Annotated in this window: 13 protein-coding genes; 5 read left to right on the forward strand and 8 right to left on the reverse strand. The window is 51.4% G+C overall.

Annotated features, from left to right (window positions below; all coding sequences use genetic code 11):
• Positions 1-84 precede the first annotated feature (84 nt).
• The 4 genes from pdxA to AB8881_12155 all read right to left on the reverse strand — a co-directional run bounded on the left by pdxA (position 85) and on the right by AB8881_12155 (position 4,687).
• Positions 85-1,086: a 4-hydroxythreonine-4-phosphate dehydrogenase PdxA gene (gene pdxA / locus AB8881_12140; GenBank protein XDZ63278.1), complete on the reverse strand. Its 1,002-nt coding sequence runs from the start codon at positions 1,084-1,086 to the stop codon at positions 85-87.
• 5 nt (positions 1,087-1,091) lie between these two features.
• The gene (locus AB8881_12145) at positions 1,092-2,369 is read right to left on the reverse strand and encodes a peptidylprolyl isomerase (protein ID XDZ63279.1); all 1,278 of its coding nucleotides are present in this window, start codon (positions 2,367-2,369) and stop codon (positions 1,092-1,094) included.
• Positions 2,370-2,468: 99 nt separating this feature from the next.
• On the reverse strand, positions 2,469-3,575 hold the full coding sequence (locus AB8881_12150; protein ID XDZ63280.1) for an LptF/LptG family permease: 1,107 nt from the start codon (positions 3,573-3,575) through the stop codon (positions 2,469-2,471).
• On the reverse strand, positions 3,572-4,687 hold the full coding sequence (locus tag AB8881_12155; protein XDZ63281.1) for an LptF/LptG family permease: 1,116 nt from the start codon (positions 4,685-4,687) through the stop codon (positions 3,572-3,574). The genes AB8881_12150 and AB8881_12155 overlap by 4 nt, the downstream gene beginning before the upstream one ends.
• Before the next feature lie 146 nt (positions 4,688-4,833).
• Here AB8881_12155 and AB8881_12160 point away from each other — a divergent pair, with 146 nt between their 5' ends.
• From AB8881_12160 to ndk, 3 genes are all read left to right on the forward strand, one after another.
• A complete protein-coding gene (locus AB8881_12160) occupies positions 4,834-6,318 on the forward strand; it encodes a leucyl aminopeptidase (GenBank protein ID XDZ63282.1) in 1,485 nt (494 codons plus the stop codon).
• 11 nt (positions 6,319-6,329) lie between these two features.
• Complete coding sequence (locus AB8881_12165) at positions 6,330-6,782, forward strand: DNA polymerase III subunit chi (protein XDZ63283.1); 453 nt, start codon at positions 6,330-6,332, stop codon at positions 6,780-6,782.
• Positions 6,783-6,992: 210 nt separating this feature from the next.
• Complete coding sequence (gene ndk / locus AB8881_12170; protein ID XDZ63284.1) at positions 6,993-7,415, forward strand: nucleoside-diphosphate kinase; 423 nt, start codon at positions 6,993-6,995, stop codon at positions 7,413-7,415.
• Positions 7,416-7,543: 128 nt separating this feature from the next.
• Here the strand turns inward: ndk and AB8881_12175 are convergent, their stop codons facing one another.
• The 3 genes from AB8881_12175 to purM form a co-directional block, all read right to left on the reverse strand.
• Positions 7,544-7,675: a hypothetical protein gene (locus AB8881_12175; GenBank protein ID XDZ63285.1), complete on the reverse strand. Its 132-nt coding sequence runs from the start codon at positions 7,673-7,675 to the stop codon at positions 7,544-7,546.
• 130 nt (positions 7,676-7,805) lie between these two features.
• Positions 7,806-8,495, reverse strand: coding sequence for a phosphoribosylglycinamide formyltransferase (gene purN, locus AB8881_12180; protein ID XDZ63286.1), 690 nt, complete (start codon positions 8,493-8,495; stop codon positions 7,806-7,808).
• Entirely contained in the window at positions 8,492-9,583 is a 1,092-nt protein-coding gene (purM, locus tag AB8881_12185; protein XDZ63287.1) for a phosphoribosylformylglycinamidine cyclo-ligase, read from the reverse strand. The genes purN and purM overlap by 4 nt, the downstream gene beginning before the upstream one ends.
• 100 nt (positions 9,584-9,683) lie before the next feature.
• Between purM and AB8881_12190 the strand changes: the two genes are divergently transcribed.
• Together AB8881_12190 and AB8881_12195 are read left to right on the forward strand one after the other, a co-directional pair.
• On the forward strand, positions 9,684-10,829 hold the full coding sequence (locus AB8881_12190) for a hypothetical protein (GenBank protein ID XDZ63288.1): 1,146 nt from the start codon (positions 9,684-9,686) through the stop codon (positions 10,827-10,829).
• A gap of 17 nt (positions 10,830-10,846) precedes the next feature.
• A complete protein-coding gene (locus AB8881_12195; protein ID XDZ63289.1) occupies positions 10,847-11,509 on the forward strand; it encodes a chromosomal replication initiator DnaA in 663 nt (220 codons plus the stop codon).
• Here the strand turns inward: AB8881_12195 and rnd are convergent.
• On the reverse strand, positions 11,506-12,711 hold the full coding sequence (gene rnd, locus AB8881_12200) for a ribonuclease D (protein XDZ63290.1): 1,206 nt from the start codon (positions 12,709-12,711) through the stop codon (positions 11,506-11,508). The genes AB8881_12195 and rnd overlap by 4 nt on opposite strands.
• Between the last annotated feature and the right edge of the window lie 42 nt (positions 12,712-12,753).

The following is a 12,753-nucleotide window of genomic DNA, read 5'->3' on the forward strand; positions in this document are numbered from 1 at the left end:
GCACGCTCACTCATCTGGCACGTTCACTCATCTGGACTGATTGCTTGCAGTGCCGTGTCGGCGTAAAGACGATAAGACACGGCATCATGTTGCGGTTTGGCGACGGCTGTTGCCGGCGAGTCTGCTTGCCATTTTGATGGCTGCGATCAGGCTGTCGGCGCGGGCAATGCCGCGGCCAGCGATATCAAGGCCAGTACCGTGATCGGGTGATGTTCGCACAAAATCCAGCCCAAGCGTTACATTCACACCACCAAAGAAATCAATTGTTTTCAGCGGGATAAGAACTTGATCATGGTACATACCCAAAACCGCATCATAAGTTTTGCGTGCTTCGGCGTGAAACAGCGTATCCGCCGGATGGGGGCCTGTGGCGTTGATACCCTCGGCCTGTAACTGGTTTATCGCAGGCAGGATAATTGTTTCATCCTCGTGACCCATCCGCCCATTTTCGCCGGCATGGGGGTTAAGTCCGCAAACGGCAATATGCGGGTCTGGAATGCCAAATCCGTTTATCAGGCTTGTGTTCAAAAGCTGACATTTCTCGATGATCAACGATGTTGAGATGCTTTCCGGAACTTTGTTTAGCGCAATATGAATGGTTGCCGGCACTACCCTTAGCGCGTCACAGGCTAGCATCATAAGCGGCGCACCCGGCACCGGCGTGGCGAGACTTGCCAGAAACTCGGTATGCCCCGGATAGGCGAAACCAGCGTCATAGAGAGTGGATTTCTGAATGGGGTTTGTCACAATACCGGCAGCGGCACCTGCTTGTGCCCAGATGGCTGCACGCTGGATCGCGTCAATGACCTGCGGTGCGTTTGCCGCATCAGGCGCGCCGGCGACAGGCGGCTTGGTCCAACTGATCGGAATGATCTGTAGGCTGTGACTGTTTGGATCAAACGATACCGGATCAGTGATTTCAGTCAATCTTGGCGTCATGCCCAGTGCCGTTGCTGTGCGCTCTACGTGCGCAGGCTCGTCAATGAGGCATAGATCGGTGATACCGCTCTGCCACGCCTTTAAGGCGATTTCAGCACCGATACCGGCTGGCTCACCAGGTGTGATAAGAAGAGGTCGCTTCGTCATCAAATTCATGAATCTGTTTCGATAACCGCTGCACGACGCAAACGAAGCAAATAGCGCTCGGATAGCGAGCCAAACACTTTATCAAACTCAGCCCGGTATATATCGTCGCGTGATGGTAGGCTGATGGTTGGGCTCTGGCGGTTGCACAGCATAACGACACTTAAACTATCATTAAATGCCAGTGGTTTACTTGGAACAGCAACTTTCAGGTTATTGATCAAACTCTGCAAAGGCCGATTGAATGAGCCAATAGTAACGTTCTCAATCAGGCTTTTCACGCCTGCGTTATAGCTGTTGTTTAGCACTACAATATCATCACAGCTTTTCGCGGTTGCGGTGTCGCGCTCAAGCTTTGCTGCGGCCTCTAGCTTGTCCGCGTTGTTCGCGTCTTTGCCAAGCGGATATACCGCTCGTGCGAGCGTAACAATATCTTGGCTTGGGTCGGCAACACCATCCTGACGGCGCCCTTCATTTTGAATTAAAATCACTAACCCGTCACGCTGAAGCGGTGCGCTAATGGTGCCGATCTCGGTTTGTTTTACCAAATCCTGAATTTCGGGCGGGAGCTGATCAAGCATTATCCAGCCAAGTGCCCCCCCATTTCCAGACGTGCCTGCTGCGGAATATTGTCTGGCGATTGCATTGAAATCGGCACCACGATTTACCGCTTTGATAATCTCGTTCGCAAGAACGAGGGTGCGATCAAGCGGGCGGTTTGGTTCTGGCAGCAATACAATCTCGCTTAGTTTGACCTGAGGCTGTTTTGCATTCGCCTTGATACGGTCGAGCACCATATCAGTAACCTGTTCCAAATCACTGAATTTGGATTGAAATTTAAATCTAATAAACTCAGCCCATACAATGTCAGTAATGAATTTTGCCTGAACATTTCGGGCGTCAATTCCCTCGTCACGCAGACGCTCGGTTCCGCTTTTACCGTTAAGAGCAAAGTTTTCATCGACCAGCCGTCGCGCCGTCTCACGGCTTCTTCCCACAAGGGTGGGGTTGACTGATATGCCCGCCTCCAGCTTTAGGGCTTCGTCAATGAGCATCTGCGCAGCGTCTTGCCTAATTTGGGCGCGGTTGGCCTCGGTATCCTCTAAATTTGTGACCATGCGCAGAAAGGCTGTGCGCTGGTCAACCTCATAATTGGTGATCGCCTTGCCATTGACCTTTGCAATGATTTCTAACGCCGCATTAGCTGGTCGTGTTCCTGCGCTGAACATAAACATCCCTGCGGTGAGCATAACCATCATGCAGAAAGCAAGTGGCATCAGGCTCATTTTTCTTCGCATTGCGATCATTGTCTCAATAATGTCCATGATTTTTTTGATAGGTTTTCTCGGAATTAACTGCGCTTTGTTACTCGTTCTCTTTATTAATCAGCTTTCATCGGTGCGGGCAAGGATTATGGCACCAAATAGGGCAATGGCAATCGACGGTGTCCATGCGGCAACTGACATTGGTACTTGCAATGATGATCCTAAAACCTGCATGAAGTAACTAAAGATAAAGATCGCAATTGCCAAAAAGGCGCCGCGCAAAAATAGCCTTGAGCGCCGTCCACGCGATACATTGGTTAACGTCACACGCGCTGCCAGCATCGCAATACCAATCATCAGCAGCGGTGTAGATAATGTCTTGTAAAGATGAAAGCGGTATTCACTGGCCGGGATGCCGGCACTCTCAAGCCCGTCAATAAAGCCCGGCAGGGAATAAACCGAAATCGACTGGGGACGAAGGCCGGATTGGCGAAGATCAAGTGCGTCAAGGCCAGTTGGCAAAAGTAAACTGCCGATATCGGTTTTTTGCCCGTCACTCAGCCACCGCACAGCCCTGTCCAGCATCCAGCCTTTGTCGGTCAGCTGCATCGCATCAGCCTTATATAACGCCCTTAGATGCACATCTTCGCCATAAAGGTAAATCGCTGGATTGATAATGCTGGCGATTTCTGTGTTCAACGCATCGCCGCGTATGATGAGTTTGCCAGTTTCCAGCGTGTCACGAAGCCATATGCCGCTTGTCGATACAGAAAAATTATTATCTGACTCGCCAAATATTTTGGCCATCTGAGCTTCATGGCGTTTTGATGTCACCGCGCCAATCGGATTGATAATCGTGACAAAAAGCATGCCGATGATAAAGGCGGAAAACAAAGCTGGCCCGAGCGCTGCCCAGACTGATTGGCCAAACCCCCGAACAGCAACAAATTCATTGGTCCGGTTCCATGATGAAAAACACAGCATTGCCCCCGCTAACATGGCAAATGGCAAGATCATCTCGATTACCGCAGGCAGGTTTAAAAACGCCATATTGAGAAAATTTACCTCTGGCGTCGTTGTCGTTAGAACGCTAACGCGCCGGGCAAGCTCGACCGTCTGGATCAGGCTGATAATTGATGCAAGGCCAAATAAACATAAAGCTATCCAGCCAACAAAGCGCAATGCAAAGTAACGGAATAACGTGCCGAAGGGGGCAAACTGGCTCATATCGCGGCCCCCTCATGCAGTGGTGAGCTAGAGTCTGTTTGCGTCGAGCGAAGCAGCCAGATGGCAAGGATGATTGGAACAAAAACGCTGAGGTGAATAAATGGCCAGAGGCTGGCGTTATTCGTTACCCAGCCGCGCGTGACAACAACGGCAATAATTACCAAAACACAGGCGCCAATATTCATGCTGGCACGCCGTGTCCATAAATCGCGCCGGATTTGTCCGCGTAAAATTATCGCGGCTGAGAGCAAGGCTAATCCCAGCCCCAGCCATGGCGATGCGATGCGGTAATGACCTTCGGCGTGACGCTGTAGATAATATTGCGGCGAACTGGCCGCTGCAGGTGATAGCAGATTGGCGATGGTGTCTTCATTGATATCAATTGTGGCGCGCGCGGTTGGTTGGCTGCTGCTGCGGGTGATGGTCACCGAATGTGTTTCGAAAAGCAGCACAGCGCCACTTTGGCCTTCAGCATTACGTTCCGACCTTTCGCCATTTTGAAGAATAAGCGTTGGGCTTCCATCGCGTTCAATAAACGTGCCAGATTTTGCCGTCATGGTGATGATACGATCACCAAGTCTTGCATCGTGAATAAATAAATCGCGCATAACATCATCATCATCGCGCGAGCCGATAAACATCGTCATATCATCGACCACCTCGATAAAGATGCCATCACGTAACAAAATCGTCGGTATGCTATTGCGCAATTTAAACTGTAGGTCCTTGTAGACGCCAAAGGAGGCGGGCAAAATATAGACAGAATTCACTGCCAGAAATCCGGTCATTAATATCCCAAGGGCGATCGGCGCCTTGGCAAGCTGCAGAGGGCTAAGGCCAATTGACTGCATGACCAGCAACTCACGGTCAGCAAGAATACGGCTATAGACCCAATTTACCGCGATAAAGCCTGAAATGGGAATCGCGATCATCAACCATAAAGGCATCGACGCAACTGACATGATCAGAAAGTCACTGACGGGGGCGCCGCGATTAACCACCAATTCGAGAATGCGGATTGTTTGGAATAGCCAAATGATCCCCACCAGCACCGATGTCAGCGCCAATGTAGTGCGTAAAAGCTGATTGAAAATATACAGATTAAACTGCATATATATCCCCATCTATTGCCAATGGCTTCAATAGCACAATCGCCAATAGAAAGGCAAAACCTATAGTGCGACCATATGGCTGGATTGACAGTGATGGTGAGTGCCTGTTTTAACTAAAGGCCCTAGTTTCCAGAAGTGAGAGATCAATGCCCGTTAAACTTCAGCTTAGCTTTGCTAAAACCGCCCCCAAAGGTGACGTCACCACAATTTGTTTGATTGGCAAAAAAGGAGATATTATCCCGCATCTAGAACAGGATGTTGCTGCCTTTCTGATCGCCGCAATGGCAACCGCACAATTTACTGGCAAGGCTGGTAAAAGCCTGATGATCTATAATGATAAGCAGAGCTATCTTCTGCTTGGCACTGGCGACAAGCTGGCGCCGGGTAAAGAGGCGGAGATAGTTGGCGGAAAGCTGTTTTCAGCGCTTGCCGGAACGGCGTCGAAACGTGGCTGGTTTCCCGATCACAAGCTCGATGCGACGGTTTTGGCCGATATGATGTTCGGGGCTAATCTTGCCTCATATTATTTCGACAGCTATTTCACCGAAAAAAATGACGAGAATAACAGCGTTCGACTTGCCGTTGGTGGGGATGCGCTTGATGAGAATAGCGCGCTGTTCCAAGACCGTGAGGCGCTTGCCAACGGCGTTTTTCTGGCGCGAGATCTTGTGTTTGAACCTGCCAATAAATTATATCCGGGCGAATTTGCGGCGCGTTGTTCGGCGCTGTCTGCGCTTGGGCTTGAGGTTGAAATCCTTGATGAAGCGGCGATGGAAACCCTCGGCATGGGCGCATTATTGGGCGTCGGGCAGGGCAGTCGGCGTGACTCCTTTATGGTGGTAATGAATTGGAAAGGCGGCGGTGATGAAGCGCCGTTTGCGCTCGTTGGCAAGGGGGTAACCTTTGATACTGGCGGTATCTCGCTAAAGCCTGCCAAGGGCATGGAAGATATGAAATGGGATATGGGCGGCGCGGCTGCGGTGACGGGCGCAATGTGCGCGATTGCCGGCCGGAAAGTGGCGAAAAATGTTGTTGGGGTGATCGGCCTTGTTGAGAACATGCCCGATGGCAACGCCCAGCGCCCGGGCGACGTGGTAAAATCAATGTCGGGCAAGACCATTGAGGTTATCAACACTGATGCCGAGGGGCGTTTGGTGCTGGCTGATGCGTTGCATTACACTGAAACCCGATTTAAGCCGCAGGCGATGGTTAATCTGGCGACCTTGACCGGCGCCATTATTGCCTCGCTTGGCAAAGAATATGGTGGCCTTTTTGCCAATAGTGACGATTTGGTAAGCCAATTAGTGTCAGCCGGAGAGGCCACTGGTGAGCGTTTGTGGCAAATGCCAATGGGGCCAGCCTATGATCGAATGCTAAAATCTCACATTGCCGATATGAAAAATATTGGTGGGCCTTATGGCGGCGCGATTACCGCTGCCTGTTTTCTGGCCCGGTTTGTCGAGGCAACACCATGGGCACATCTCGATATTGCCGGCAAAGCATGGTCAGATTTGTCAACCGCAACGGTGCCAAAAGGCGGTACAGGGTACGGGGTGCGCCTTTTGAACCGGTTGATTGATGATTGGCAAGGTGCTGAAATGTCTCAAACGATGGATGAGACTGACAGCTAAGATTGGATCATATGCGGCAAATTGACTTCTATCAGATAGGTCAAGCGGGACTGGAAACTGTCTTGCTGATGCTATTGAAAAAGACACTTGCGGCAAAGAAAAAGGCGCTAATTCTTTGCCCCATGCCGGCGGCAAATGCGCTTGATGCAGCGCTTTGGAGTCACGAGGCCGAGTCATGGCTTGCGCATGGGCTAGATGATGCCGACGGGACTGATCATTGCAATATCTGGATTTCAAGCGATATGGCGGCAAATCAGATCAATGCCGAATTCCTGTTTATGCTGCATGGCAGTGTGCCCGCCACATTGCAGATGTTTGAGCGCGGTTTTTATCTTTTTGATGGGCGATCGGACGCGCAGTTAGCGCAGGCACGAACGCAATGGAAGGCGTGGCAGGATTTGAGCGACGGCCAGCTTGGCTATTTTTCCCAAAATGCGCAAGGCGGTTGGGATAAAAAAGCCTGATTTTGCAGGGTTTTGCCAGTATTTAAGCCAGTTTTACGAGTATTTAAGCCAGTTTTACGAGTATTTATACCAGTTTTGCCGCCGTTTTGCTGGATTGGCTGATTTTGGGCTTGTGCCTTGATGGGTGCTTGCCGTATTAAGACGCCATAGTTTCCAGCTCGAAATGATGCGTGATCTTGGGTCACGCTCAGTAAAACCAAAGGATGCATAATGGCACTCGAAAGAACTTTCTCAATCATTAAACCTGATGCGACACGCCGTAATTTGACTGGCCAGATAAATGCCCGGCTTGAAGCTGCCGGTCTTCGCATCGTCGCGCAAAAGCGCAAGCAGCTAACACAAACCGAAGCCCAGGCTTTTTATGCCGTTCATGCTGAGCGCCCATTCTACAATGATCTTGTGGCCTTTATGACATCAGGCCCGGTCGTTTTGCAGGTGCTTGAGGGCGAAAATGCGGTTCTTGCGAACCGTGAAGTCATGGGGGCGACAAACCCAGCCGACGCCGCCGAGGGTACAATTCGCAAGGATTTTGCAGAATCAATCGAGGCCAATTCAGTTCACGGCTCAGACAGCCCAGAGAATGCTGCAATTGAAATCGCCTATTTCTTTGCCAGATGTGAAATCACATCATAAACAGCCCTATTGGTGCGTTTTGATAAACAAGAAAAGGCGGGGTTTTGCCCCGCCTTTTTATTTGATCGTGGTTAATGCCAGCATTGCATCCCGTAAAATTCGGACGTCTATGCCTGAACCCTGTCAGGTTAAATTAGCGTTGCCGCCATGATCACAAGCGTCGCAATTATTGCAACAATGCCAATTTTTGCCGCAAGCATAACATTATGATAGACCTGCAAATGTTCTTTGGCCTGTTTGTCGAGTGATTTTGTATCCATGATAAATGCCTTTTCCCCATCGCGGCGAGATCATGAGGATGCTCTACCCTCAACGCCCAACCCGCTGTTCAAATAATCTTTGATTTATGGCCGAATAAGCGCGGCAAATCAACCGCACAATTAGACCAATTTATTGCATCAATAGATCGTCAGGCCAGCAAAGGCATGGCGCCAGAACGTCGCGCATTGCCGCAGGTGCAGCTGTTAATGCCGCATCTTTTACGCGCCATTCAGCGCCATCTGGTGAAAGGCCAAGATGCTGTTCTGCTAGGCTGAACAGAACAAAGGGATATAGCTGATGCTCAAGCCGTAGCACCCGCGTGGCAAGACCTTCAGCTGTGTCGCTTGGGTTCACATCAAGCCAAGCTTGCAGAATTAGCGGCCCGTCATCCAATTCGGCATTGACCAGATGAACAGATGCGCCATGCCGCAAAGCACCCGCATCAATCGCCCGCTGGTGCGTATCGAGGCCTTTGAATTCAGGCAGTAACGAGGGGTGAATATTGATCAGCTTACCAGTAAATTCTTCAACGAAATCAGCGCTAAGAATCGCCATATAACCAGCCAGAAACACGTAATCAGCATCACTTGCCGTGATCGCCGCCGCAATTGCCGTATCATGGTTGCTGCGTGTATCAAAATCGCGGCGTTTAATCACTTTGGTGGACATTCCGCGCTTTGCGGCGAGGGTGATGCCATCACAATCCTTATTGCTGATGACAATTGCGATTTCGGCATCAATTCCGAAGTCCTCGATGGCGTCGGCAAGCGCAAGCATATTGCTGCCGCGCCCCGAAATTAGAATGGCAAGCCGGATCATGCCTGTCCGCGCCAATGCTCACTATTCTCCAATATCACCGCATCACCGCCATCACGCGTGACAAGTGAGCCGATGATCAGGGCCTCAGGTTCAGGGCCTGCCCGCAATGCGTCCAGAACAGCATCAGCCTTGCCCGCATCGACATAGATGATCAGCCCGATACCGCAATTAAAGGTACGCGCCAGCTCAAACAGCTCCATTCTGCCTTCGTCACGAAGCCAGCCAAATACCGGCGGCAGAGGCGCGGCAGCACAATCAAATTTGAACGCCAATGAGGCGTCATAAACGCGTGGAGGGTTCTCGATCAAACCCCCACCGGTAACATGGACAATGCCGCTGACACCGCCGATTGCAAGCGCGGTTGCGGCGGCCTTTTGATAGATCCTGGTCGGTGCCATCAATTGGGCGCCAAGGCTGCCGTTATCTGGGGCAAAAGGAGCTGGCGCAAAGATGTCGGTACCCGAGACTTCGATAATTTTGCGCACGAGTGAAAACCCGTTTGAATGGACTCCAGATGATCTTAGGCCGATGGCCACATCACCCGCCTTTGGCTGGCCCGGCGATAGCAAGGTACCGCGCTCAGCCGCACCAATGCAAAAGCCTGCCAGATCATAGGTTCCAGCCGGATACATGCCCGGCATTTCTGCCGTTTCACCACCAATCAGCGCACAATCGGCCTCGACACAGCCATCAGCAATGCCGGCAATGACTTCAACTGCCATCTCGCGCTCTAGTTTCCCCGTGGCAAAATAATCTAGAAAAAACAGTGGCATTGCACCTTGTGCTAAAATGTCATTCGCGCACATCGCCACAAGGTCAATACCGACGCCGCGGTGCAGCCCGGTGGTTTTAGCCAATTCAAGCTTGGTGCCGACACCATCGGTTGCGGCGACAAGAATTGGATCTTTGAGACCGGCTGCTTTCGTGTCAAACAAGCCGCCAAATCCACCAAGGTCAGTACTGGCACCGGCGCGTTTTGTGCGTTTGGCGTGCGGCGCAATATCACCGATCAATGCATCGCCTTCGTCAATATCGACACCAGCGTCACTGTATTTGAGGGATTTAGGTTGTTTTTGTCCGCTAGACATGCTGGCCTCGGTGACTAGGATTGATATAACAATATTTAATAAGCTTGGATCGGTACATAATCGACCATCGAATCAAACCGCATAATAGGCATTGGACGACATGCGCGCAGCATTTATCTTTCACATAATCACAGAAATTCGCCGCCAGTCCAAACCGCTGGCGTTTATCTTGGTCGCTTTATGCATCAGTCATCCGGTTCTGGCGGCAAATAATCGCTGCAGCGAACCAGTTTACGGCGTTGCTGGCGTAACGGTTGATCAACGCGCGGAAACGGCGTCGATTGCGCGTGATGTTGGGGTGCGGGATGCCGCCGAGCGCGCCTTTTCAACAGTTCTTGATCGGGTGTTACCGACGGCTGCGGGGAAGGCACAATTTCTGGCAATGCATGATCTCGATAATTTTTCCGATTTCACCCATATCGTTGAAGAGAATAATCTGGAGCAGCGCTATATTGCGACCTTGGATTTCTGTTTTGACGCGACCCGGCTACGGCAAGCTATGATTGCTGCCAATCTGCAATGGTCAGAATTATACAGTCCACCTGTTTTGGTAATCCCGGTCTGGAAAGGCCCGGATGGCGCGCGCGCATGGCATAAGGATAATCAGTGGCTATCCGGCTGGTGGGATCAGGTGGTTTCTTATCGCGGATTGCTATCACTGCGCCAGCTTGACCGGAATTTGATCAATGAACGGCGGTTTCGCGGTGAGGATTTGAACGACGCCAATCCGGCGAAACTGGCCGCCGCCGCCAGCGAGGTCAACGCCGAGCAGGTCATGCTGGTTACAGCGTCGCTTGATTATGAGGGGTCAAAACCGGTGATCACAATTACCGCACAGCTTTTTGACAAAAATGGCCAGCTGTTGACCGATATTCTGTTAGGCGATCAGATGCTGCTAACCGATATTGCGCCGGGCAATCTTGATAAAATGCGCCAGAAGATTATCGCAAAGCTGGATGCAAGCTGGCATTCAGCAAACCTGATCGGCGGGACAAGCATTGGCAATCTGAATGTCTTTGTGCCGGTAACATCGGTAAAGGAATGGGCCAGCCGCCTTGTTGCACTGAGTGAGGTGGCAGTTATTCAAAGCTATCAGATCTTGTCGATGGATGTTTCTGGTGGGCAGGTTCTGCTGCGTCTTGCCGGGTCACGTGTTGCGTTGGAAAATGGGCTATCAGCGCACCGATTACAGCTTGTCGATGACAATGGCCGCTTGCTGATCAATGCCAAGCCAAAAACCAGCTAGGGTAATGGACAGGTGAAATGAAACAATTGCCCCTTGAATTGCCGTTTCGCCAGCTGGCGGGACGGGCTGATTTTATTGTCAGTGATTGCAACGCCTTGGCGCTTGCCTTACTTGATCAATGGCCCGAATGGCCAGGAAGTTGCCGTGCCTTAAACCTGATTGGCCCATCGGGTGCGGGAAAATCGCATCTTGCGGCAATCTGGCAAGCAATGCTTGAAAACAGTCATCATTTTACCGGTGTGACGGCAGGCCAGATACCGCCTGAACCGGCATTTTATGTGCTTGATAACATCACTGCCACTGATGTGTGGGATGAAGAGGCGCTATTTCATTTGTTTAACCGCTCGGCAGCAGACAATGGCGGGTTACTACTGCTTTCGCAAATACCGGTTGGGCAGATGGAATGGCGACTGCCCGATTTGCGGTCGCGGATGCGGGCGGTAAATATTGCGCAGATTGATCTGCCGGATGATGATCTGCTCTATGCGCTGCTGGATAAATATTTCACCGATCGACAAATGCTGGCACCGCCGACATTGCTGACCTATCTTGTCGGGCGAATGGAGCGGTCTTTTCATGCCGTGCAGACGGTTGCCAGCGCCCTTGACCGGCGTTCGATCGCCGAGCGTAAGCCGCTATCGGTTGCGCTGGCACGTGGCGTTTTTGACGATTTAGCTTAGGCAGTATTTTCAATCAGCATAATCCGGCCATTTTTAACCGCCAGAGCAATCTCGCCCTGTTTTAGCCGTAACGCCAGATCACCAAAAACTTCACGGCGCCAACCCGTTAACGCCCGAATTGGCGCATTATCATCGCCTGCCAGCAATTCCAGCTCTTCCGCCGAGGCGATCAGGCGCGGTGCGATATCATGCTTGTCAGTGACATGTTTTAACAGCACCCGTAGCAATTCCATCACAGCCGCTGGGGGGCGTTTTGCCGGCCCGCGTTTTTCAGCAGGGGGAAGCGCCGATTCGGGCAGCGCAGCAACCTTGGTCAAGATCTTGGCGATCGGTTCGACTAGCTTGCCATCCTTGCCGCCCGGAAAATTGCGGATATTGGCAAAATCTTTGCGCTCCTTGGGATTTGAGCCGGCGAGATCAATCAATGTTTCGTCGCGGATAATGCGGTTGCGCGGCATATCGCGGTTCTGTGCCTCGGTTTCGCGCCATGCGGCCAGATGTATTAGCCGCAGCAGCGCAGCAGGGCGCATATTACGGATCTTCAGCTTTTGCCAAGCAGCATCAGGCGCGGTGACATAGGTCGCCGGATCATTCGATTTGGCATATTCTTCATCCAGCCAATGGCTGCGGTTTTCGCGCTCCAGCTTGGTGCGCATCAAGGGGTATAATTTCGCCAGATAGATCACATCATCAAGCGCATAGAGGATTTGCCGGTTGCTCAACGGGCGTTTTGACCAGTCGGTAAAGCGTGATGTCTTGTCAATATCATGGTTCAGCATGGCCTTGACCAGCTTGTCATAGCCGACCTGATCACCCAGCCCGCAAACCATCGCGGCAATCTGGGTGTCGTAGATGGGCTCAGGCAGGCTGCCCATCAAATGTAAAAAAATCTCCATGTCCTGATTGCCCGCATGGAACACTTTGGTGATAGCGGGGTTACGCATCAGATCCCAGAGCGGATTAAGGTCAAGACCTGTTGCCAGCGGGTCAATCGCAACAGCGTCAATGCCGTCGCTGATCTGGATAAGACATAATTGCGGGTAATAGGTGCGCTCGCGCAGGAATTCGGTATCTACAGCTAGAAATTCGGCAAATTGATATTGTGTGACGATGGCGGTGAGGGCGTCATTGGTGGTGATTGGCGGCGCCACTTTAGTTCCTGTGGCATCATCGTCGCCGGCTTGGCTAGCATGTCGTTTCATCAAATACCTCGCTTCATCCCCGATCATATACGGCAAAAAGCA

It is taken from the genome of Alphaproteobacteria bacterium LSUCC0396 (assembly GCA_041228345.1).
In the GTDB taxonomy this organism is placed as follows: Bacteria; Pseudomonadota; Alphaproteobacteria; order Puniceispirillales; family Puniceispirillaceae; genus UBA3439.